Annotated in this window: 21 protein-coding genes; 11 read left to right on the forward strand and 10 right to left on the reverse strand. The window is 63.3% G+C overall.

All coding sequences use genetic code 11. From position 1 onward, the window contains the following. The first annotated feature begins 150 nt into the window (after nt 1-150). The 3 genes from rpe (at nt 151) to trpE (ending at nt 3,191) form a co-directional block, all read left to right on the forward strand. The gene (gene rpe / locus CAF70_RS18190) at nt 151-825 is read left to right on the forward strand and encodes a ribulose-phosphate 3-epimerase (protein ID WP_085626268.1); all 675 of its coding nucleotides are present in this window, start codon (nt 151-153) and stop codon (nt 823-825) included. Next, nucleotides 822-1,640, forward strand: a complete 819-nt coding sequence (locus tag CAF70_RS18195) for a phosphoglycolate phosphatase (protein WP_085626269.1) — start codon at nt 822-824, stop codon at nt 1,638-1,640. Before rpe ends, CAF70_RS18195 begins: the two co-directional genes overlap by 4 nt. A 69-nt stretch (nt 1,641-1,709) precedes the next feature. Then, nucleotides 1,710-3,191, forward strand: coding sequence for an anthranilate synthase component I (trpE, locus tag CAF70_RS18200; protein ID WP_061550910.1), 1,482 nt, complete (start codon nt 1,710-1,712; stop codon nt 3,189-3,191). Between the two features lie 133 nt (nt 3,192-3,324). On the opposite strand, the gene estP is transcribed toward trpE, so the two are convergent. Beyond that, a complete protein-coding gene (estP, locus tag CAF70_RS18205) occupies nt 3,325-5,205 on the reverse strand; it encodes an esterase EstP (RefSeq protein WP_085626270.1) in 1,881 nt (626 codons plus the stop codon). A gap of 369 nt (nt 5,206-5,574) precedes the next feature. Between estP and CAF70_RS18210 the strand changes: the two genes are divergently transcribed. From CAF70_RS18210 to CAF70_RS18225, 4 genes are all read left to right on the forward strand, one after another. After that, on the forward strand, nt 5,575-6,168 hold the full coding sequence (locus CAF70_RS18210) for an aminodeoxychorismate/anthranilate synthase component II (RefSeq protein WP_085626271.1): 594 nt from the start codon (nt 5,575-5,577) through the stop codon (nt 6,166-6,168). A 9-nt stretch (nt 6,169-6,177) separates the two neighbouring features. Next, entirely contained in the window at nt 6,178-7,227 is a 1,050-nt protein-coding gene (trpD, locus tag CAF70_RS18215) for an anthranilate phosphoribosyltransferase (protein WP_085626272.1), read from the forward strand. Beyond that, nucleotides 7,224-8,057 (forward strand): indole-3-glycerol phosphate synthase TrpC, encoded by an 834-nt coding sequence (trpC, locus tag CAF70_RS18220; protein WP_085626273.1) that lies wholly within the window; start codon nt 7,224-7,226, stop codon nt 8,055-8,057. The genes trpD and trpC overlap by 4 nt, the downstream gene beginning before the upstream one ends. Nucleotides 8,058-8,220: 163 nt before the next feature. Next, the gene (locus CAF70_RS18225) at nt 8,221-8,925 is read left to right on the forward strand and encodes a lipoate--protein ligase family protein (RefSeq protein ID WP_085626274.1); all 705 of its coding nucleotides are present in this window, start codon (nt 8,221-8,223) and stop codon (nt 8,923-8,925) included. Here the strand turns inward: CAF70_RS18225 and crp are convergent. Beyond that, nucleotides 8,922-9,566, reverse strand: coding sequence for a cAMP-activated global transcriptional regulator CRP (gene crp / locus CAF70_RS18230; protein WP_085626281.1), 645 nt, complete (start codon nt 9,564-9,566; stop codon nt 8,922-8,924). The two genes, CAF70_RS18225 and crp, sit on opposite strands and share 4 nt — an antisense overlap. A gap of 191 nt (nt 9,567-9,757) precedes the next feature. On the opposite strand from crp, the gene CAF70_RS18235 reads away from it, so the two are divergent. Beyond that, on the forward strand, nt 9,758-10,180 hold the full coding sequence (locus CAF70_RS18235) for an OsmC family protein (RefSeq protein ID WP_004376171.1): 423 nt from the start codon (nt 9,758-9,760) through the stop codon (nt 10,178-10,180). Between the two features lie 138 nt (nt 10,181-10,318). On the opposite strand, the gene CAF70_RS18240 is transcribed toward CAF70_RS18235, so the two are convergent. The 6 genes from CAF70_RS18240 to hemJ form a co-directional block, all read right to left on the reverse strand. Next, a complete protein-coding gene (locus tag CAF70_RS18240) occupies nt 10,319-11,359 on the reverse strand; it encodes a DUF2157 domain-containing protein (protein WP_085626275.1) in 1,041 nt (346 codons plus the stop codon). Nucleotides 11,360-11,369: 10 nt separating this feature from the next. Then, nucleotides 11,370-12,017, reverse strand: coding sequence for a 2-polyprenyl-3-methyl-6-methoxy-1,4-benzoquinone monooxygenase (coq7, locus tag CAF70_RS18245; protein ID WP_003258825.1), 648 nt, complete (start codon nt 12,015-12,017; stop codon nt 11,370-11,372). 65 nt (nt 12,018-12,082) lie between these two features. After that, nucleotides 12,083-12,421 carry a histidine triad nucleotide-binding protein gene (locus CAF70_RS18250; protein ID WP_012316537.1) on the reverse strand — a complete coding sequence of 113 codons (339 nt, stop codon included), beginning with the start codon at nt 12,419-12,421 and terminating at the stop codon, nt 12,083-12,085. A 63-nt stretch (nt 12,422-12,484) separates the two neighbouring features. Next, nucleotides 12,485-13,267 carry an SDR family oxidoreductase gene (locus tag CAF70_RS18255; RefSeq protein ID WP_085626276.1) on the reverse strand — a complete coding sequence of 261 codons (783 nt, stop codon included), beginning with the start codon at nt 13,265-13,267 and terminating at the stop codon, nt 12,485-12,487. A 67-nt stretch (nt 13,268-13,334) separates the two neighbouring features. Continuing rightward, entirely contained in the window at nt 13,335-14,291 is a 957-nt protein-coding gene (locus CAF70_RS18260; protein ID WP_085626277.1) for a nitronate monooxygenase family protein, read from the reverse strand. Between the two features lie 28 nt (nt 14,292-14,319). After that, nucleotides 14,320-14,745: a protoporphyrinogen oxidase HemJ gene (hemJ, locus tag CAF70_RS18265; RefSeq protein ID WP_003258833.1), complete on the reverse strand. Its 426-nt coding sequence runs from the start codon at nt 14,743-14,745 to the stop codon at nt 14,320-14,322. 142 nt (nt 14,746-14,887) lie between these two features. Between hemJ and argC the strand changes: the two genes are divergently transcribed. Together argC and erpA are read left to right on the forward strand one after the other, a co-directional pair. Continuing rightward, on the forward strand, nt 14,888-15,922 hold the full coding sequence (gene argC, locus CAF70_RS18270) for an N-acetyl-gamma-glutamyl-phosphate reductase (protein WP_025337480.1): 1,035 nt from the start codon (nt 14,888-14,890) through the stop codon (nt 15,920-15,922). A 146-nt stretch (nt 15,923-16,068) separates the two neighbouring features. Then, nucleotides 16,069-16,419 carry an iron-sulfur cluster insertion protein ErpA gene (erpA, locus tag CAF70_RS18275; RefSeq protein WP_015268740.1) on the forward strand — a complete coding sequence of 117 codons (351 nt, stop codon included), beginning with the start codon at nt 16,069-16,071 and terminating at the stop codon, nt 16,417-16,419. 59 nt (nt 16,420-16,478) lie between these two features. Here erpA and CAF70_RS18280 read toward each other — a convergent pair whose 3' ends face one another. Together CAF70_RS18280 and CAF70_RS18285 are read right to left on the reverse strand one after the other, a co-directional pair. Next, a complete protein-coding gene (locus CAF70_RS18280) occupies nt 16,479-17,570 on the reverse strand; it encodes an anhydro-N-acetylmuramic acid kinase (protein ID WP_085626278.1) in 1,092 nt (363 codons plus the stop codon). 4 nt (nt 17,571-17,574) lie between these two features. Continuing rightward, nucleotides 17,575-18,996 carry a peptidoglycan DD-metalloendopeptidase family protein gene (locus tag CAF70_RS18285; protein ID WP_085626279.1) on the reverse strand — a complete coding sequence of 474 codons (1,422 nt, stop codon included), beginning with the start codon at nt 18,994-18,996 and terminating at the stop codon, nt 17,575-17,577. A 213-nt stretch (nt 18,997-19,209) separates the two neighbouring features. Here CAF70_RS18285 and tyrS point away from each other — a divergent pair, with 213 nt between their 5' ends. Continuing rightward, nucleotides 19,210-20,409, forward strand: coding sequence for a tyrosine--tRNA ligase (gene tyrS, locus CAF70_RS18290; RefSeq protein ID WP_085626280.1), 1,200 nt, complete (start codon nt 19,210-19,212; stop codon nt 20,407-20,409). Nucleotides 20,410-20,854: the final 445 nt, after the last annotated feature.

Below are 20,854 nucleotides of genomic sequence, written 5' to 3' on the forward strand. Positions count from 1 at the left end.
CCTTTTGGGGGTACCTGTGGGAGCGGGCGTGCCCGCGAAGAGGTCAATTCAGGCTGAAACAGCTGGTCGAAACCCGTTGATACCAATCAGCCTTCATCCGCTTCCCTGGGTTACAATGCGCGCCACCGTGATTCTGCCAACAGGTGCGCCATGCAGCCCTACGCTATTGCCCCCTCCATTCTCTCTGCCGATTTCGCCCGCCTGGGCGAGGACGTCGACAAGGTACTGGCCGCGGGTGCCGACATCGTCCACTTCGATGTCATGGACAACCACTACGTCCCCAACCTGACCATCGGCCCGATGGTCTGCACCGCCCTGCGCAAGTACGGCGTCACCGCCCCGATCGACGTGCACCTGATGGTCAGCCCCGTCGACCGCATCATCGGTGATTTCATCGAAGCGGGTGCCACCTACATCACCTTCCACCCGGAAGCCTCGCAGCACATCGACCGCTCGCTGCAGCTGATCAAGGACGGTGGCTGCAAGGCCGGCCTGGTGTTCAACCCGGCCACCAGCCTGGAAGCCCTGAAATACGTGATGGACAAGGTCGACATGGTGCTGCTGATGAGCGTCAACCCGGGCTTCGGCGGGCAGAAGTTCATTCCTGGTACCCTCGACAAGCTGCGCGAGGCGCGTGCGCTGATCGACGCCAGTGGCCGTGACATCCGCCTGGAAATCGACGGCGGCGTCAACGTCAACAACATCCGCGAGATCGCTGCCGCTGGCGCCGACACCTTCGTGGCCGGCTCGGCGATCTTCAACGCCCCGGACTACCAGGAAGTCATCGCCAGGATGCGCGCCGAACTGGCTCAGGCCCGCCCATGAGCGGCTTCGAGCAGCTGTTCCCGGGGACGCTGCCCAGGCTGGTGATGTTCGATCTGGACGGTACCCTGATCGATTCCGTGCCAGACCTGGCAGCCGCCGTGGACCGCATGCTGCTCGAACTGGGGCGCCCGCCCGCCGGCCTGGAAGCGGTGCGCCATTGGGTGGGCAACGGCGCCCAGGTGCTGGTGCGCCGGGCGCTGGCCGGTGGCATCGACCACGCCGGTGTGGACGATGCGCTGGCCGACCGGGCGCTGGCGCTGTTCATGGACGCCTATGCCGAAAGCCACGAACTGACCGTGGTCTACCCCGGAGTGCAGGACGCCCTGCGCTGGCTGCGCAAGCGGGGCGTGGAGATGGCGCTGATCACCAACAAGCCCGAGCGCTTCGTTGGCCCGTTGCTGGACCAGATGAAGATTGGCAGCTACTTCCGCTGGATCATCGGCGGCGACACCCTGCCACAGAAAAAGCCCGACCCGGCGGCACTGCTGTTCGTCATGCAGATGGCCGGCGTTACCCCGCAACAGTCGCTGTTCGTCGGCGATTCGCGCAGCGATGTGCTGGCGGCCAAGGCGGCTGGCGTGCAGTGCGTGGGCCTGACCTACGGCTACAACCATGGCCGGCCGATCCACGACGAAGCCCCCAGCCTGGTGATCGACGACCTGCGCGCATTGCTGCCCGGTTGCGCAGACCTGGCCACTGGGATAACGTTGGCGGACCTTCAAGCCTCACAAGACAGAGAGTCCACCGTGGCGGTTACCGGCAAATTCTGGATGAAAGTCATCAAGGCCCTGGCCCGTTGGCGTTGGCGCGCCTGACTTCAGCCTGCCGGCGCGTGCCGGCCCGTCCGTTTGCCTGACCTATTGCTGCTTGCCACGAGGCTACCCATGACCCGCGAAGAATTCCTGCGCCTGGCCGCTGCCGGCTACAACCGCATTCCCCTGGCCTGCGAAACCCTGGCCGACTTTGACACGCCGCTGTCGATCTACCTGAAACTGGCCGACCAGCCCAACTCGTACCTGCTCGAATCGGTGCAGGGCGGCGAGAAGTGGGGCCGTTACTCGATGATTGGCCTGCCGTCGCGCACCGTGATGCGTGTGCACGGTTACCACGTCAGCATCCTGCAGGATGGCGTGGAGGTGGAAAGCCACGATGTCGAAGACCCGCTGGCCTTCGTCGAAACCTTCAAGGACCGTTACAAGGTTGCCGATATCCCCGGCCTGCCGCGCTTCAACGGCGGCCTGGTCGGCTACTTCGGCTACGACTGCGTGCGCTATGTGGAAAAGCGCCTGGGCGCCAGCCCCAACCCGGACCCGCTGGGCGTGCCGGATATCCTGCTGATGGTGTCCGATGCGGTGGTGGTGTTCGACAACCTGGCGGGCAAGATGCACGCGATCGTGCTGGTCGACCCGGCTCAAGAGCAGGCTTTCGAACAGGGCCAGGCGCGCCTGCAAGGCCTGCTGGAAACCCTGCGTCAGCCGATCACCCCACGCCGTGGCCTGGACCTGAGTGGCCCGCAGGCTGCCGAACCGGAGTTCCGCTCCAGTTACACCCGCGAGGATTACGAGAACGCCGTCGGCCGTATCAAGGAATACATCCTCGCCGGTGACTGCATGCAGGTGGTGCCGTCGCAGCGCATGTCGATCGACTTCAAGGCTGCGCCAATCGACCTGTATCGCGCGCTGCGCTGCTTCAACCCGACGCCGTACATGTACTTCTTCAACTTTGGTGACTTCCATGTGGTCGGCAGCTCGCCCGAGGTGCTGGTGCGCGTCGAGGACAACCTGGTCACCGTTCGCCCGATTGCCGGCACCCGCCCGCGTGGTGCTACCGAAGAGGCCGACCGCGCGCTGGAAGACGACCTGCTGTCGGATGACAAGGAAATTGCCGAGCATTTGATGCTGATCGACCTGGGCCGTAACGACGTTGGTCGCGTTTCCTCGACCGGCAGCGTGCGCCTGACCGAAAAGATGGTGATCGAGCGTTACTCCAACGTGATGCACATTGTCTCCAACGTCACCGGCCAGCTGCGCGAAGGGCTGACGGCGATGGACGCGCTGCGGGCGATCCTGCCGGCCGGTACGCTTTCGGGTGCGCCGAAGATTCGTGCGATGGAGATCATCGACGAGCTGGAGCCGGTCAAGCGTGGGGTTTACGGTGGCGCCGTCGGTTACTTCGCATGGAATGGCAACATGGATACCGCCATTGCGATCCGTACTGCCGTGATCAAGGACGGTGAGCTGCATGTGCAGGCGGGGGGCGGCATCGTTGCCGACTCGGTGCCGGCGCTGGAGTGGGAAGAGACCATCAACAAGCGCCGGGCGATGTTCCGCGCGGTGGCGCTGGCTGAGCAGACTTCGGCCAAATAAATGTTGATCGGGGCTGCTTTGCAGCCCTTCGCGGGCATGCCCGCTCCCACAGGGTGATCACATGCTGCAAGGCCTGTGCAGTACCTGTGGGAGCGGGCGAGCCCGCGAAGGGCCGCAAAGCGGCCCCATCAATTCAAAAGTCGACGCTGACGCCCAAACTCACTCCCTGCTGCGTCAACTCATCACTCTTGCGCCAGTTGTAGTTGCCGCGCAAATGCACCCCCGCCACCACTTCATGGCTCACCCCCAGGCTCGCCCGGGTCTGGTCGCTGTGCGGCGTATACCCGGTCAGGGTAAAGTCATTCGCCGGCAGGCTGGTCAGGTGCATCGTCACATCCTGCTGGTCATCCTCGAATTCATGCTCCTGCGCCACCTCGGCGAACAGCCGGGTACTCGGCAGCACCTGCACACTGCCCAGCAACCCCACGCCCAAACGACGTGAGGTACGTTCCTGGTCATCGAAGCCCAATGCCGTCGAGCGCCCGCTCTTCTCGTCATAGCCATCCACCTTAACCCGCGCATAGTCGGCGCTGATGAACGGCGCCAGCTGCCAACTGCTGCCCTCGGCCGCCAGGTTGTAGCCCAGCCGCCCCGACATCGCCCAGGCCTCGCCATTGGTGTCGCCCTTTTCGCTGCGGTCGTTCACGCCAAGGGCGAAGGTGCGCTTGAGGTCGCTGTAATCAAGATGCCCGGCGGTCAGCGCCGCATCGGCCCACCAGCGGTCATGGCGGTATTGGGCGAAGGCGCTGGCCAGGTAGCTGTCCAGCTTGTAGTCCGAGTCCTGTGCGCCGGCCTCCAGTTTCTGCCGGTACACGCCGCCGGCCAGGCCCAGGCGCCAGGCATCGTTCAGGCGGTAGCTGCCACCCAGGGTCAGGTTGTAGCCGCGCCCATCGCCGCTGGCTGCGCTGCGCTGGCCGTCGAAGTCCAGGTCCTGGGCGCCGCTGGCGACAAAGGCTTGCCACTGGCCCACCGCCTGCCAGGGTGTCTGCCACTGGTTGCGCAATTCGTCCTGGTGGGCGCGCACACTGGCGTGGGCCATTTCGGGCAGCAGGGTAAGTTCCCACGGGGCGGAAAGGATCGAGTAGCCGTAGTCGGCAATCAGTTGCTGGCCGGCGATGGTCGGGTGCACCGAGTCGTTGAACAGCAGCTTGGTCGGGTCCGGCGTGGTGCCGTTGGCGCCATACACCGGGTTTTCCACGCAGCCTTCACCGCTGTAACAGGTGCCGACCAGATTCTGGCCGGTGGCCAGGCCGAACTGCTCGGGGCTGGCCAGTGCTTCGCTCAGTAGCACCGGGATGTTCAGTGGAATGATCTCGGCATCGATCTGTCGCAGTTGGCCGAGCAGCGACTGGTTGAAGGCACCGGACAGCAGCGACAGCGGGTTCTCTTGCGGCGTACCGCTGAAGTTCGGCGTCTGCCCCAGATCGGGCAGCAGCCAGACCATGATGTAGCGGGCGCCACCTTGCTGCAGGGCTTGGGCACTGGCGGCCAGGCGGGCCCCTGCAGCTACGGCATCAGCCGGACTGTTGACCAGGCCTTGCAGGAAGTCGTTGCCGCCGCCGGTCAGGTAGTACAGCGCGTTGGGGTCGGCACGCAGGCCGTTGGCCAGGTAGCCCGGCTTTTCTCGCAGTACCAGCCCGGCGCCGGGGCGCCCTGGTGGAATGATGGTTTCGGATGTGGTGGTGATCGAATCCAGGATCTGCTGGGTGGTATAGCCGCCAACGGCCCAGTTGTTGCCGTCGGGAATCCCCAGCGTCGGGTTGATGGGGGACGTGGAAGGGCCCAGCGCTGTCGGGTCCAATCCGAGCTTCCCGCCAAGGATCATCGGCGACACCGGGGCATAATTGCCGTTGGCATCGCGGTTGGTGAAGCGTATGCCGCCAAACTGCCCCGAGTCGCTGAGGCTGTCGCCGAATACGATCATGTTGGAGTAGGGCGAGGGCGCTGCGAACGCCTGGCTGCAGGCCAGTGCCAGTGAGGCGAGGGTAAAGCGCAATAACGGTGCTTTTCGCATCGGTGAACATCCTTTTCTTTGTTGTTATGAAGGACAACCCGATCGACCATAGCAAATCGCAGTGCATCCCTCCCAAGTCCATTCGTTTCCCCGTGTTTACAGGCATATTGCGCCCGCCGCCCCGGTAGGCTACTGTGCCGTGACGTATGAGCGAGACCTATCCTGTGTTGATCGTCAGCAAACTCTTGATGCGCGTTATCAAGGCCCACGCCCGTTGGCGTTGGCGCGCCTGACTTTATCCCCTGCCGGCCCGTCCGGCCCGCCCCCGTTTGCCTTCCTCTCTACCGCCCCCTGTGGCCAAGCCGCGCCTGTTGGCGGGGGCAGGAAGGTTCGAATTCTGAAGTCAGTAGATTCAAGAGGTTTAACCCGATGTTACTGATGATCGACAATTACGACTCATTTACTTACAACGTCGTTCAGTACCTTGGCGAGCTGGGTGCCGAGGTCAAGGTCATTCGCAATGACGAAATGACCATCGCCCAGATCGAAGCCCTCAACCCCGAGCGCATCGTCGTATCTCCGGGCCCGTGCACGCCGAGCGAGGCGGGCGTGTCCATCGAGGCCATCCTGCATTTTGCCGGCAAGCTGCCAATCCTGGGCGTGTGCCTGGGCCACCAGTCCATCGGCCAGGCCTTTGGCGGTGACGTGGTGCGTGCCCGCCAGGTGATGCACGGCAAGACGAGCCCGGTATATCACCGTGACCTGGGTGCGTTCGCCGGCCTCAACAACCCGTTGACCGTGACCCGTTACCACTCGCTGGTGGTAAAGCGCGAAACCCTGCCCGAGTGCCTGGAAGTGACCGCCTGGACCGCCCATGCCGACGGTTCGGTCGACGAGATCATGGGCCTGCGCCACAAGACACTGAATATCGAAGGGGTGCAGTTCCACCCCGAGTCGATCCTGACCGAACAGGGCCACGAACTGTTCGCCAACTTCCTCAAGCAGACCGGCGGCCGCCGCTAAGGATCGAACATGGATATCAAGAGCGCGTTGAGCCGTATCGTCGGCCAACTGGACCTTTCCACCGAAGAAATGCGCGACGTCATGCGCCAGATCATGACCGGCCAGTGCAGCGAAGCGCAGATCGGTGCTTTTCTGATGGGCATGCGCATGAAGAGCGAAAGCATCGACGAGATTGTCGGTGCGGTGTCGGTGATGCGCGAGCTGGCTGACAAGGTCGAACTGCAAAGTCTCGATGGCGTGGTCGATATCGTCGGTACCGGCGGTGATGGTGCCAACATCTTCAACGTGTCGACCGCCTCGTCGTTTGTTCTGGCGGCGGCGGGTTGCACCGTGGCCAAGCATGGCAACCGCGCAGTGTCGGGCAAGAGCGGCAGTGCCGACCTGCTGGAAGCCGCCGGGATCTACCTTAACCTGACGCCAACCCAGGTGGCCCGTTGCATCGATAGCCTGGGCATCGGCTTCATGTTCGCGCAAAGCCATCACTCGGCCATGAAGCACGCTGCAGGCCCGCGTCGCGATCTGGGGCTGCGTACCCTGTTCAACATGCTCGGCCCGCTTACGAATCCGGCCGGGGTGAAGCACCAGGTGGTCGGTGTATTCGCCCAGACCCTGTGCCGCCCGTTGGCGGAAGTACTGCAGCGCCTGGGCAGCAAGCACGTGCTGGTGGTGCACTCGAAGGACGGCCTGGACGAGTTCAGCCTGGCCGCGCCTACCTTCGTCGCCGAATTGAAGCATGGCGAAATCACCGAGTACTGGGTTGAGCCGGAAGACCTCGGCATGAAAAGCCAGAGCCTGCACGGTCTGGCCGTCGAGAACCCGCAGGCGTCGCTGGAGCTGATCCGCGATGCGCTGGGCCGACGCAAGACCGAAAATGGCCAGAAGGCTGCCGAGATGATCGTGCTCAATGCGGGCGCGGCGCTGTATGCCGCCGACCATGCCATGAGCCTGAAAGCCGGGGTTGAACTGGCCCACGACGTACTGCACACCGGGCTGGCCTGGGAGAAGCTGCAGGAGCTGGGTGCCTTTACTGCAGTATTCAAGGTGGAGAACGAAGCATGAGTGTGCCGACGGTGCTGGAAAGGATCATTGCCCGCAAGTTTCAGGAAGTGGCCGAGCGCAGCGCGCGCGTCAGCCTCGCCGAACTGGAGGGCCTGGCCAAGGCTGCCGACGCCCCGCGTGGCTTTGCCAAAGCCCTGATCGAGCAAGCCGCGCGCAAGCAGCCGGCGGTCATTGCCGAAATCAAGAAGGCTTCGCCAAGCAAGGGCGTGATCCGCGAAAACTTCGTGCCGGCGGAAATCGCCGTCAGCTACGAGAAGGGCGGGGCGACTTGCCTGTCGGTACTGACCGACGTGGACTACTTCCAGGGCGCCGACGAGTACCTGCAGCAGGCCCGCGCCGCGGTGTCGCTGCCGGTGATCCGTAAGGACTTCATGGTCGACCCGTACCAGATCGTCGAAGCCCGGGCCCTTGGTGCGGACTGTGTGCTGCTGATCGTGTCGGCGCTGGATGACGTGAAAATGGCCGAACTGGCGGCCACGGCCAAGGATGTCGGTCTCGACGTGCTGGTAGAAGTGCATGACGGCGATGAACTGGAGCGCGCTTTGAAAACCCTGGATACACCGCTGGTGGGGGTGAACAACCGCAACCTGCACACCTTCGAGGTCAGCCTGGAAACCACCCTCGATCTGCTGCCGCGTATTCCGCGTGACCGCCTGGCGATTACCGAGAGCGGCATCCTGAACCGGGCCGATGTGGAGCTGATGGCGATCAATGAGGTCTATTCGTTCCTGGTGGGTGAGGCGTTCATGCGCGCCGAACAGCCAGGGCTGGAACTGCAACGGTTGTTCTTCCCGGACCAGGTGAAGAAGACTGTTCAGCAACTGGACTGATCAAGCGAAGCCGGCGTTGTTGCCGGCTTTTTTATATGCCTGCCATGGCCCCTTCGCGGGCGCGCCCGCTCCTACAGGATGGTCACCGCCTTTTCACCTGTGATGCACTTGTGGGAGCGGGCATGCCCGCGAAGAGGCCATCAATAACAACATAGGTGGATCAATGACCGATCACCCCCTTGCCCTGACCGTCGAACAAGGCCTGCACGCCGAACAGGAACTGCTGGCCGCCGTCTGCCGCGGCGAGCGCGACAGTGGCGTGCTGTTCTGGCGCCCGACCGACCACGCCCTGGTCATGCCCCGGCGCATGAGCCGTGTGGACAACTTCGAAGCCGCCTGCGCGGAGCTGGCGATTGCCGGCTGGCCGGTGCTGCTGCGCGAAACCGGCGGCGAGCCGGTGCCACAGTCGCACGCCACCGTGAACGTCGCCCTGGTCTATGTCGCCCCGCGCAGCGAAGGTGACCATGGCCGTATCGAAAACGCCTACGAGCGGCTGTGCCTGCCGCTGTGCGAGGTGCTGCGCGAGTGGGGCGGGGTGGCGTCGGTCGGCGAAATCGACGGGGCCTTCTGCGACGGCCGCTACAACGTCAACCTCAATGGTCGCAAACTGGTGGGCACTGCCCAACGCTGGCGCCAGGGGCTGGGCGGCAAGCGCCCGGTGGTGCTGGTGCACGGGGCGCTGCTGCTGGATAACGAGCGGGAGGCGATGGTGGCAGCGGTCAACCGCTTCAACGAGTGCTGCGAACTGGAGCAGCGCTGCCGCGCCGATGCGCATATTGCCCTGCACGAAGTGGCACCCGCGGCGCCCTGGTTCGAGCGCCTGTCGCAGGCCTATGCCAAAGTGCTGGCCGGCCTGCCGAGGGACTAGCGGGTACCGTAGACCACCATGGTCTTGCCTTTGACCTGCACCAGGCTGCGTTCTTCCAGGTCCTTGAGGACGCGGCCGACCATTTCCCGGGAGCAACCGACGATACGGCCGATTTCCTGACGGGTGATCTTGATCTGCATGCCGTCGGGGTGGGTCATGGCGTCGGGTTGCTTGCACAGCTCCAGCAGGCAACGGGCGACGCGCCCGGTAACGTCGAAGAACGCCAGGTCGCCGACCTTGCGCGTGGTGTTGCGCAGGCGCTGGGCCATCTGGCTGCCCAGGGCGTACAGGATTTCCGGGTCCTGGCGCGCCAGTTCTCGAAACTTTTCGTAACTTATTTCGGCTACTTCGCATTCGGTCTTGGCGCGCACCCAGGCACTGCGCTGCTGGTCACCCTCGGCCGGTTCGAACAGGCCCAGCTCGCCGAAGAAGTCGCCATTGTTGAGGTAGGCGATGATCATTTCATGGCCTTCATCGTCTTCGATGAGGATGGTGACCGAACCGTTGATGATGAACGACAGTGTCTCGGCCCGGTCGCCGGCGCACATGATGTTGCTTTTGGCGGTATAGCGGCGGCGCTGGCAGTGCGCGAGCAGCCTGTCGATGTTCTTGATCTTTGCGGGTAGGGCGGAGGCAACCATCACGAAATCCTGTTCGATACGACGCATAGGCTTTTTATAAAGGTTGGCTGGCGGAGTGCGCCAGTCATTTGGCGCCAGCTTATCAGACACTACAGGATGTTTCGGTACTAAACCGACACGACTCGTACTTTTCCCACGGCCGCACAAGGTCTAAGCTGACACCCTTTTCCGAATATCAGGAGTCCGGGTAGATGAAGGCACGTATCCAGTGGGCCGGTGAGGCGATGTTCCTCGGCGAATCGGGGAGCGGCCATGTCGTCGTGATGGACGGCCCGCCCGAGGCCGGCGGCCGCAACCTGGGTGTGCGCCCGATGGAAATGCTGTTGCTGGGCCTGGGTGGTTGCAGCAGCTTCGACGTGGTCAGCATTCTGAAGAAATCGCGCCAGGCGGTGGAAAGCTGCGAGGCGTTCCTTGAGGCGGAGCGTGCGAGCGAAGACCCGAAGGTGTTTACCAAGATCCACATGAACTTCGTGGTGAAGGGGCGTGGGCTGAAAGAGGCTCAGGTCAAGCGTGCGGTGGAGCTGTCGGCGGAGAAGTATTGCTCGGCCTCGATCATGCTCGAGCGTGCCGGGGTTGAGATTACCCACGGGTACGAGATTGTAGAGCTGGGTTGAACAGTAAATGTTCGGGGCTGCGTTGCAGCCCATCGCCGGCAAGCCAGCTCCCACAGGAATAGCACATGGCTTGAGGTCAATGCGGTCGCGGTGGGAGCTGGCTTGCCGGCGATGGGGCGCGGAGCGGCCCCGACAATTTCAGCTACGAAGTGCAGGCAGTGCAGCCCGCACCCATCCCGGCAAACAACCGCGCAGCACCCGGCTCAACCGCTCCCGCCGCTTCTGGTAAACCAGCCCCAACCCGATAACCCCCAGCCCGATCAGGGTTACCACCACCGGGAACAGCAGCGACTCGGCAAATACCTCGTACGACAGATACCCCAGGTAAGCTGCCACGCCCAACGCCCCGAACACCATGAACACCGGCCGGCGCAACAGCACTGCCATACCCATCAGGGCAATATTGATCAGGCAGTACAGGGCCTTGCCCAACTCGCTGCCGCTGTCCACAAGCGTCAGCCCGCCCCAGAATGCCGCCAGCCCGGCCAGGTAGCCCCAGTGGGCGTAGTCTTCACGGGTGCGACCATCCACTGCGACGAACACGGCCAGCATCCCCAGCCCGAACCACAACGAAACCTCGCGGCGTTGCTCCCAGCTGAATGGCGAACCGAAGAACCATTCGCTCAGGTCCATCGACATGAACCACAAGGCCACGGCAATCGGCATGACGATGAACGGGTAGGGAATCAGCCTCAGCATCAACAACCCGGCGAGTACTGTGGCCGCTTCCATTGCCAGCCAGCCGCCCTGCACGTAGGTGTAGTACTGGTGATAGCTGGCCTGCGCATCATCCATCGGCCACCAGCCGGCCAGCCGTTCGATGGCGAATACCGCCAGCGGCACGATGCTGACCGCTACCGCCGCCAGTACCCCGGCCGCGACGGGTTGGGCGCGCCGTTGCAGGTTAACGGCGAACAGCGTGAGCAACAGGATATAGAGGCTGGCGATGACCAGCAGCGCCCAGTCGCCGATGCGCATCCAGGCTTCGGTGAGCAACCAGCCCATTGCGGCCATGATGAGCAGGGCGCCAAAGTAAAAAGCGACATGGGCCAGCTGGAAGCTGCCACGTTGTGCCGGTTGCTGGCGCAGGAAGGCCAGCAGGGCCTGGTCCTGGCCCGGCTGGAGAATGCCGGCTTGCACGGCGCGCGCCAGGTCCTTGGCGTCGAAACGGTCCGTCATGGTGATGCCTTCAGATACGGTAGGTGCTCTTGGTCATGACCTTGGCCAACAGGCTCATGCCAAAGCGGACAGGGGCGGGGAAGCGATAACCGCCGGCTTCCAGTGCAGACTCGGCGTGCTGTTCCTCATCGACGCGCATCTGTTCCAGGATGGCCCGGGACTTTTCGTCTTCCTGCGGGATTTGCTCAAGGTGTTCGTCGAGGTGCTTGCACACCTGGTGCTCGGTTGCGGCGACGAAGCCCAGGCTGACCTTGTCGCTGACCAGCCCGGCGAGTGCGCCGATACCGAACGACATGCCGTAGAACAACGGGTTGAGCACGCTGGGGTGGCTGTTCAGCTGGCGAATACGCTGTTCGCACCAGGCCAGGTGGTCCACTTCTTCCTCGGCGGCGTGTTCCATGGCCTTGCGTACCTCAGGCAGCTTGGCGGTCAGGGCCTGGCCCTGATACAGCGCCTGGGCGCAGACCTCACCGGTGTGGTTGATACGCATCAGCCCGGCAACATGGCGGGCCTGCTGCTCGTCCAGGTCGACGTCCGGCTGTACGATGGCCGGCGACGGGCGGGCGGGTTGGCCGCTGAAGGGCAGCAAGGTGCGCATGGCGGTATCGGCCTGCAGCAACAAGCGGTCAAGCGGCGAGTAGTGACGTTCGGTAGCCATCGGGCACCTCCGCAAGAATGTGCCCGACAGTTTACCGCAATAGTGGCAGGGTCGCTTGCCGTGGATCAGCCCGGCGGCCAGTGCATCTGGCGCTGGCCAAGCACGTGCATGTGGATGTGGTAGACGGTCTGGCCGCCTTGCTCGTTGCAGTTCATGACCACGCGGAAGCCGTCCTCGCAGCCAAGTTCCTTGGCCAGGCGCTGGGCGGTGAACAAGATGTGGCCAGCCAGGCCTTTGTCTTCTTCGGTCAAGTCATTGAGGGTGCGGATGTGCTTTTTCGGAATGACCAGAAAATGCACCGGCGCCTGGGGGGCGATATCGTGGAACGCCAGAACCTGGTCGTCCTCGTAGATGATCTTCGCCGGGATTTCCCGGTTGATGATCTTGATGAATAAATCGTCCACAGCACTTGCTCCATGGTGAGGGTCGGGCCGAGTGTACTCAGCCGGGCGCCACTCGCCCAGTGGCTATTCCATGCCGACCGGGCAATAGCGGCGGTGGATCGCCCCGGCCAGCTTGCGCACCAGCCAGCGCGGCAGCAGGCGCGGGGCGAACGCCAGCCAGCGGTTGCGCCGGCCGGGCAGGATCAGTGCGCGGTTCTTGTCCAGCGCGCGCACAGTGTACAGCGCCACTTCCTCAGGGCTTAGGCAGCGCGGCTTGCCATCCAGCCGTGGAATGCGCCGGCGCGAGGAGCGCACCGGGCCGGGGCACAGTACCGAGACCTTGATGCCGGTGCGCTTGAGTTCTTCACGCAAGGCCTGGGAAAAGCTCAGCACATAGGCCTTGCTGGCGGCATAGGTGGCCATCCACGGGCCAGGCGCCACCCCGGCAAGCCCGGCGACATTGAGGATCTGCCCGCCACCCTGCACCGCCATCAGGTTACCGATGGCGTGGCACAGGCGGCTCAGGGCCAGCACGTTGACTTCCAGCAGGTCCTGCTCGTCGGCCCACTCATGGGCCAGGAATGGCCCGTAGGTGCGCAGGCCGGCACAATTGACCAGCAGGTCGATGCGCCGCTCGCCTTCTTCCAGTTCCAGCACGAAGCCCGAAAGGCGTAACGGCTGGCTGAGGTCGCAGGCACGGAACAACACCTCGACACCGAAGCGTTGGGTTAGCTCGATGGCCACTGGCTCCAGCGTTTCACGCTGGCGTGCCACCAGGATCAGGTTGCGCCCGCGCCGCGCCAGGGCTTCCGCCAGGGCCAGGCCCAGGCCGCTGGAAGCACCAGTGATCATGGCGTAACGGGTCATGCAGGGCTCCTGGGGGCTGAAGAGGGCGCCTAGTGTACAGCTTGGCCGGGCAAGGTGTTGCCTTTTGCTACAAGGTACGCGCGCGCAGGGCCTGGCAGCGTTCCAGAGCGTTCCGGTACTCGTCATGCAGCCGCCCGATCAGCGCGCTGGCGCTGGGCAGGTCGTCGATACCGCCGACCCCCTGGCCCGCCGACCACACGGTCTTCCAGGCCTTGGCTTCGTCGTCGAGCGGTTTGAGCTTGCCTTGCTCGTGGCCGTCCTTGAGGGCGTTCATGTCGTAGCCGGCCTGCTCCAGGCTCGGGCGCAAGAAGCTGGCAGGGACGCCGGACACCGCCGGGGTGTGGATGATGTCGGCGGCATGGGCATCGAGCAGCATCTGCTTGTAGGCGCCCGGGGCCTGGCTTTCGGCCGTGGCGATGAAGCGGGTGCCCATGTATGCAAGGTCGGCGCCCAGCATTTGCGCGGCGAGAATCTCGTGCCCGTGGTTGAGGCAGCCGGCCAGCAGCAGGGTCTTGTCGAAGAACTGGCGAATTTCCGCGGCCAGGGCGAACGGGCTCCAGGTGCCGGCATGCCCGCCTGCGCCGGCGGCGACGGCGATCAGGCCATCGACACCGGCTTCGGCGGCTTTCTCGGCGTGGCGGCGGGTGGTGACATCGTGGAACACCAGGCCGCCGTAACCGTGCACGGCATCGACCAGTTCCTTGACCGCGCCCAGGCTGGTAATGACGATCGGCACGCGGTGTTCCACGCACAAGGCCAGGTCGGCCTGCAGGCGCGGGTTGGTCGGGTGGACGATCAGGTTGACGGCGTAAGGCGCTGGCGCCTGCAGCAGTGCCAGGCCTGCCTCGATTTCCTCCAGCCAGGCCTTGAAGCCGGCGCTGTCACGCTGGTTCAGGGCCGGGAAGCTGCCGACCACGCCGCTGGCGCAACAGGCCAGTACCAGCCTGGGGTTGGAGATCAGGAACATCGGTGCTGCAACCACAGGCAGGCGCAGGCGTTGTTCGAGGGAGGCAGGTAGCGACATGGCAAGGCTCCTTGAGCGGGTGGCTATGTCAGAACGGTTTGACCACCACCAGAATTACGATACCCAGCAGGAACAGCACGGGTACTTCGTTGAACCAGCGGTAGTAGACGTGGCTGCGGGTGTTGCTGCCGCTGGCGAAGCGTTTGCGCTGTGCGCCGCACATGTGATGGTAGACAGTCAGCAGGATGACCAGGGTCAGCTTGGCATGCAGCCAGCCCTGGCTGAGCCAGCCGGGCGTGAGGTAGAGCATCCACGCGCCGAACACGTAGGTGGCGATCATCGCCGGGTTCATGATGCCGCGAAACAGCTTGCGCTCCATGGTCACGAAGCGTTCCTGGCTGATGCTGTCCTGGCTTTGGGCGTGGTAGACGAACAGCCGCGGCAGGTAGAAAAGACCTGCGAACCAGCAGACCACGCTGACGATATGCAGCGCTTTGATCCATAGGTAAAGCATGGGGGAGTTCCTTCAGGTAATACACGGTCGTCAGATAGTAGTGGTCAAGCGCCCGAAGGGTCACCCGGAGAGTTGTTACAGGCGCCTTGCGCCCCTATTATCGTGCGCTTTCCAGACGGCTCGTTGATAAGGGGCAAGCGTTATGATCAAGGTCGGTATCGTCGGCGGCACGGGTTACACCGGCGTCGAACTGTTGCGTCTGCTGGCACAGCATCCACAGGCTGAAGTGGCGGTCATCACTTCGCGCTCCGAGGCAGGCGTTGCAGTGGCGGACATGTACCCGAACCTGCGCGGCCACTATGACGGGCTCGCATTCAGCGTGCCGGACAGCAAGACCCTGGCCGCCTGTGATGTGGTGTTCTTCGCCACCCCGCATGGTGTTGCCCACGCCCTGGCCGGCGAGCTGCTGGCGGCCGGTACCAAGGTGATCGACCTGTCGGCCGACTTCCGCCTGCAGGACGCCGCCGAGTGGGGCAAGTGGTACGGCCAGCCGCACGGTGCGCCAGAGCTGCTCAAGGACGCGGTGTACGGCCTGCCTGAAGTCAACCGCGAGAAGATTCGCCAAGCGCGCCTGATCGCAGTGCCGGGTTGCTACCCGACCGCCACCCAGCTGGGCTTCCTGCCGTTGCTGGAGGCTGGACTGGCCGACCCGTCGCGCCTGATCGCCGACTGCAAGTCGGGTGTCAGTGGCGCTGGCCGTGGCGCGGCGGTGGGTTCGCTGTTCTGCGAAGCTGGCGAAAGCATGAAGGCCTACGCCGTCAAGGGTCATCGCCACCTGCCGGAAATCAGCCAGGGGCTGCGCCTGGCCGCCGGCAAGGATATCGGCCTGACCTTCGTTCCGCACCTGACGCCGATGATCCGTGGCATTCACGCGACCCTGTACGCTACCGTCGCCGACACCTCGGTCGACCTGCAGGCGCTGTTCGAGAAGCGCTACGCCGATGAACCGTTCGTCGACGTCATGCCGGCTGGCAGCCATCCGGAGACCCGCAGCGTGCGCGGCGCCAACGTCTGCCGCATTGCCGTTCATCGCCCGCAGGGTGGCGACCTGGTGGTGGTGCTGTCGGTGATCGACAACCTGGTCAAGGGCGCGTCCGGCCAGGCGGTGCAGAACCTCAACATCCTGTTCGGCCTGGATGAGCGCATGGGCCTGTCCCACGCAGGCTTGCTGCCATAAGCAGCCAGCGTTCTAAAAGGCCCGCGTCGTGCGGGCCTTTTTGTATGTCGCGACTAAAGCCGCACAATTCTTGACCGATTTTCTCGGGAAAGCGGATAATGCGCGTCATCGAGTTTTATGGCGGCTACCGCGCCGGGAGAATCAACATGAGCGTCGAAACCTTCACCCCCACGGCTTTGGAATTCACCCACGGCGCTGCACAAAAGGTGAAGAACCTGGTTTCCGAGGAAGGCAACGATCGTCTGAAGCTGCGAGTGTTCGTCACCGGTGGCGGCTGCTCGGGCTTCCAGTACGGCTTCACCTTCGATGAAGACGTAGCCGAAGACGATACCATCGTAGAGCGCGAGGGTGTTTCCCTAGTGGTTGACCCGATGAGCTTCCAATACCTGGCTGGCGCCGAAGTGGATTACCAGGAAGGCCTGGAAGGTTCGCGCTTCGTGATCAAGAACCCGAATGCTGCTACCACCTGCGGCTGCGGTTCCTCGTTCTCGATCTGAGGCCTGGCCATACGAAAACGCCGCGCAATTGCGCGGCGTTTTGCGTTCCGGGGTAGTGCTCAGGCCGGGTAGATTGCGCCGAGTACGCGCAGGCCCTTGGCCGCTGTCACGCTTGGGCGGTTGGCGGCGATGCCTTCCAGGCAACAGTGGGCCAGCCAGGCGAAGGCCATGGCTTCGACCCAGTCCGGGTCAACACCATGGGCGCCTGTGCTGGCGACACGGGCGTCGGGCAGTAACTGGCCGAGGCGTGCCATGAGGGCGCCGTTGCGCGCGCCGCCACCGCAGACCAGCAGGGCTTCGGTGCCTTGCTGGGCATTGCGCAGTGAGTCGATGATGCTGCGTGCGGTCAGCTCCAGCAATGTCGCCTGCACATCCTCATCGTGATAAGCGGGCAGGCGGGCCAGGTGGCTATCCAGCCAAGCCAGGTTGAACACTTCGCGGCCGGTGCTCTTCGGGCCGCTACCGGCGAAGAACGGATCGGCTAGCAGTGCGCTGAGCAATTCGGGCAGCACCACACCCGAGGCAGCCCAGGCCCCATCCGCATCGTAGGCCTGGCCGCGCTTGCGCTCGATCCAGGCGTCCAGCAGCACGTTGCCCGGGCCGCAGTCGAAGCCGTGGACTGGCTTGTCGTGTTCGATCAGGCTGAGGTTGCTGAAACCGCCCACGTTGAGGATGGCCAGGCGCTGGCCGAGGTGGCTGAACAGGGTTTCATGGAAGGCCGGCACCAGTGGCGCGCCTTGGCCACCGGCCGCCACATCGCGACGGCGGAAGTCAGCGACCACGCTGATGCCGGTAAGCTCGGCCAACAGCGCAGGGTTGCCGATCTGCACGGTAAAACCGCGTGCGGGTTCGTGGCGGATGGTCTGGCCGTGGCTGCCGATGGCGCGAATGGCATCGGCCTGCAGCCCTTGCTTTGCCAGCAGCTGGCGGATGCCTTCGCCTGCCAGGCTGGCCCAGCGGTTTTCTGCCAGTGCGGCGCGGGCGATCTCGTCAGGGCCGCTGCTGCAAAGGCTTAGCAGGTCCCGGCGCAGGTCGCCGGGCATGGGCAGGTAATGGGTGGCGAGCAGTTCGAGCTGCTCGCCTTGATCGATCAGGGCAATGTCCAGGCCATCGAGGCTGGTGCCGGACATCACCCCCAGGTAGAGCGCCATGGGCTTAGCGCTTGTTCGCTGCGAGCAGGGTGGCCTTTTCCTGATCCATGCGGGCGATCAGGGGCTGGCTCTGCTGCAGGAAACGCTGACGCTCGTTTCTGGCGATCGGGTCGGCCATCGGCACCTTCTGGCTCAGCGGGTCAACGTGCACACCGTTGACCTGGAACTCGTAGTGCAAGTGCGGGCCGGTGGACAGGCCGGTAGTGCCGATATAGCCGATGATCTGGCCCTGCTTGACCGAGCTGCCGGTCTTGATGCCCTTGGCAAAGCCCTGCATGTGGCCGTACAGCGTCTTGTAGCGGTTGCCGTGCTGGATGATCACTGTGTTGCCATAACCACCGCGGCGCCCGGCCAGCTCGATGCGGCCGTCACCGGCTGCCTTGATCGGCGTGCCGCGTGGGGCGGCGTAGTCGACACCTTTATGGGCACGGATCTTGTTCAGGATCGGGTGCTTGCGGCCGGCGGAGAAACGCGAGCTGATGCGGGCGAAATCGACCGGGGTACGGATGAATGCCTTGCGCAGGCTGTTGCCATCGGCGGTGTAGTAGCTGGTGTTGCCCTGCTTGTTGGTATAACGCACGGCGGTGTAGGTCTTGCCGCGGTTGGTGAAGCGCGCGGACAGGATGTTGCCGGTACCGACGACCTTGCCGTCCATCACCTTCTGCTCATAGACCACGTCGAATTCATCGCCCGGGCGAATATCCTGGGCGAAATCGATGTCGTAACCCAGCACGCGGGCCATGTCCATGGTCATGCTGTGGGACAGACCGGCGCGCTGGGCCGAGGCCGACAGCGAACTTTTGATCACGCCGTGGGCGTAGGCGGTACGTACTAACGGCTTGCTGATTTCGCGGTTGAAGGTATAGCCCTTGTCGGTCTTGGTCAGGCGAATGGTTTCGAGGTTGCTGACCTTGCTATGCAGGCTGGCCAGCTGGCCGTCCTTGTCGAGCTCGAACTGCAGCACCTGGCCATGCTTGAGCTGGCTGAACTGCTTGGCCTGCTTGTTGCTGGCCAGCAGGTCGTGCACCGCATTGGTCGGCAGGCCGACCTTGGCGAACAGGGTCGAAAGGGTATCGCCACGGGCCACGGTGACTTCGCGGTGGCTGGGCGCCTTGGCGGCTTCGACGACCGGTGCAGCGGCAGGGGCTTCCTGCTCGACCTTCTGGGTTTCGGGGGCGGCGTCTTCGATCTGGGCGAATGGCGAGCCTTGCTCACCTTCGGCCTGCACCAGGGGTGCAGCGCGGGATTCGTCCTTCAACTGTTCGGCAGGGCTTTCCAGCTCGAGGTTGAGGGTGGTTTTCTTGGCTTCCACTTCGCTGGAGGGGAACACCAGCAGGGCCAGGCTGAGCAGGGCGGCGATGCCGCTGGCGGCCAACAGATGGCTTTTCGGATAAAGCGGGGGCGCTTTAGGCGGTTCGTTGGTCATGGGCAAGGTGACTTTGAAAAAAGTGAAATGGAAAAGATGAATGACATGATGAAGATGAAATAACTGTATAAAATATAACCAAATCCATTTTCACGCAAGGGCGCGTAGACGCCGCAAGCCTGCGTTCGGGTCACATTCCTTTGCGAAACTTGTAATTGACGGCCGATCTTGTATGGTTGGCTCCCCCTGAATCTGAGCCTTGCGGGTTTGTCTATGAAGTCGGTTGAAGAGCAGCTGGCGCTTATCAAGCGCGGTGCGGAAGAAGTACTGGTCGAGTCGGAACTGGTGGAGAAGCTCAAGCGCGGCCAGCCTCTGCGCATCAAGGCCGGCTTCGACCCGACCGCGCCTGACCTGCACCTTGGGCACACGGTGCTGATCAACAAGCTGCGCCAGTTCCAGGATCTGGGGCACCAGGTCATCTTCCTGATCGGTGACTTCACCGGCATGATCGGCGACCCGAGCGGCAAGAGCGCGACGCGCCCGCCGCTGACCCGCGAGCAGGTGCTGGATAACGCCGAGACCTACAAGCAGCAGGTGTTCAAGATCCTCGACCCGGCCAAGACCGAGGTCGCCTTCAACTCCACCTGGATGGACAAGCTGACCCCGGCCGACTTCATTCGCCTGGCGTCGCAGTACACCGTGGCGCGCATGCTCGAGCGTGATGACTTCGACAAGCGCTACACCACCAACCAGCCGATCGCGATCCACGAGTTCCTCTACCCGCTGGTGCAGGGCTATGACTCGGTGGCGCTCAAGGCGGATGTCGAGTTGGGGGGGACCGATCAGAAGTTCAATCTGCTGATGGGGCGTGAGCTGCAGCGTGCCTATGGCCAGGAAGCGCAGAACATCGTGACCATGCCGCTGCTCGAAGGGCTCGACGGCGTGAAGAAGATGTCCAAGTCGCTGGGTAACTATGTTGGTATCCAGGAAGCACCAGGGGTGATGTACAGCAAGCTGGTATCGATCCCGGATACCCTGATGTGGCGCTACTTCGAGCTGCTGAGCTTCCGTTCGATGGAAGAGATCGAGCAGTTCCGTGCCGATGTTGCCAATGGTGCCAACCCTCGCGACATCAAGATCAAGCTGGCTGAAGAGATCGTTGCACGCTTCCATGGTGAAGAGGCTGCGGCCAATGCTCACCGCGCCGCAGGTAACCGTATGAAGGAAGGCGAGCTGCCGGAAGACCTGCCGGAAGTCGAAGTGGCTGCGGCGGAAAACCTGCCGATTGCTGCCGTGTTGAACCGGGCTGGCCTGGTGAAGAACTCGGCGCAGGCGCGGGATTTGCTGAGCGGCGGTGCGGTCAAGGTTGATGGTGCGGTGGTTGATCGCGATTTCGTGTTTGCGCTGGGTGCGACGCATGTGTGCCAGGCGGGCAAGAAGTCGTTTGCCCGGGTTACCCTCAAGGCTGAGTGATAGTCGGCGGGTGTAGCTATATGGAAGCGGGGAGGCCGGTAGGCCTCCCCGTTTTGTTTTTGGGTTTTGGCTTTTGGTTGTCGGGTGCGTCAGGGCGGCTATGGGCCTGTCTTGAGATGGTATTGGCTTTGTGATGTGCCTGCCGTAGGCGCTGAAAGTGTTATGGCGAGCACCTGATGGCCTTGATAAGGTCTTCGCCTGGAGTATTTCAAATAAATGAAATTAACCCTTGACCCCCTTCTGAATCCCCTTATAATGCGCCCCACTTCCAGCGACGCCGGAACGAAAAACTCCTTGAGATTCAATGAGTTAGATAGTCAAGGCGAAGTTGTAAGGGCTACGATCGAATGATCGACAGCGGTTGAGATGGTGGTTGACAGCGCTTCTAAACGCTGTATGATTCGCCTCCCGCTACGAGAGATCGCAGCGAGTCAAGTGTTTGAAG

It is taken from the genome of Pseudomonas sp. B19(2017), from assembly GCF_002113165.1.
GTDB lineage: Bacteria > Pseudomonadota > Gammaproteobacteria > Pseudomonadales > Pseudomonadaceae > Aquipseudomonas.

Excerpts from the sequence above, each read along its gene's own strand:
- rpe (WP_085626268.1), top strand. The coding sequence starts at position 151 with ATGCAGCCCTACGCTATTGCCCCCTCCATTCTCTCTGCCGATTTCGCC.
- CAF70_RS18195 (WP_085626269.1), top strand. The coding sequence starts at position 822 with ATGAGCGGCTTCGAGCAGCTGTTCCCGGGGACGCTGCCCAGGCTGGTG.
- trpE (WP_061550910.1), top strand. The coding sequence starts at position 1,710 with ATGACCCGCGAAGAATTCCTGCGCCTGGCCGCTGCCGGCTACAACCGC.
- estP (WP_085626270.1), bottom strand. The coding sequence starts at position 5,205 with ATGCGAAAAGCACCGTTATTGCGCTTTACCCTCGCCTCACTGGCACTG.
- CAF70_RS18210 (WP_085626271.1), top strand. The coding sequence starts at position 5,575 with ATGTTACTGATGATCGACAATTACGACTCATTTACTTACAACGTCGTT.
- trpD (WP_085626272.1), top strand. The coding sequence starts at position 6,178 with ATGGATATCAAGAGCGCGTTGAGCCGTATCGTCGGCCAACTGGACCTT.
- trpC (WP_085626273.1), top strand. The coding sequence starts at position 7,224 with ATGAGTGTGCCGACGGTGCTGGAAAGGATCATTGCCCGCAAGTTTCAG.
- CAF70_RS18225 (WP_085626274.1), top strand. The coding sequence starts at position 8,221 with ATGACCGATCACCCCCTTGCCCTGACCGTCGAACAAGGCCTGCACGCC.
- crp (WP_085626281.1), bottom strand. The coding sequence starts at position 9,566 with ATGGTTGCCTCCGCCCTACCCGCAAAGATCAAGAACATCGACAGGCTG.
- CAF70_RS18235 (WP_004376171.1), top strand. The coding sequence starts at position 9,758 with ATGAAGGCACGTATCCAGTGGGCCGGTGAGGCGATGTTCCTCGGCGAA.
- CAF70_RS18240 (WP_085626275.1), bottom strand. The coding sequence starts at position 11,359 with ATGACGGACCGTTTCGACGCCAAGGACCTGGCGCGCGCCGTGCAAGCC.
- coq7 (WP_003258825.1), bottom strand. The coding sequence starts at position 12,017 with ATGGCTACCGAACGTCACTACTCGCCGCTTGACCGCTTGTTGCTGCAG.
- CAF70_RS18255 (WP_085626276.1), bottom strand. The coding sequence starts at position 13,267 with ATGACCCGTTACGCCATGATCACTGGTGCTTCCAGCGGCCTGGGCCTG.
- CAF70_RS18260 (WP_085626277.1), bottom strand. The coding sequence starts at position 14,291 with ATGTCGCTACCTGCCTCCCTCGAACAACGCCTGCGCCTGCCTGTGGTT.
- hemJ (WP_003258833.1), bottom strand. The coding sequence starts at position 14,745 with ATGCTTTACCTATGGATCAAAGCGCTGCATATCGTCAGCGTGGTCTGC.
- argC (WP_025337480.1), top strand. The coding sequence starts at position 14,888 with ATGATCAAGGTCGGTATCGTCGGCGGCACGGGTTACACCGGCGTCGAA.
- erpA (WP_015268740.1), top strand. The coding sequence starts at position 16,069 with ATGAGCGTCGAAACCTTCACCCCCACGGCTTTGGAATTCACCCACGGC.
- CAF70_RS18280 (WP_085626278.1), bottom strand. The coding sequence starts at position 17,570 with ATGGCGCTCTACCTGGGGGTGATGTCCGGCACCAGCCTCGATGGCCTG.
- CAF70_RS18285 (WP_085626279.1), bottom strand. The coding sequence starts at position 18,996 with ATGACCAACGAACCGCCTAAAGCGCCCCCGCTTTATCCGAAAAGCCAT.
- tyrS (WP_085626280.1), top strand. The coding sequence starts at position 19,210 with ATGAAGTCGGTTGAAGAGCAGCTGGCGCTTATCAAGCGCGGTGCGGAA.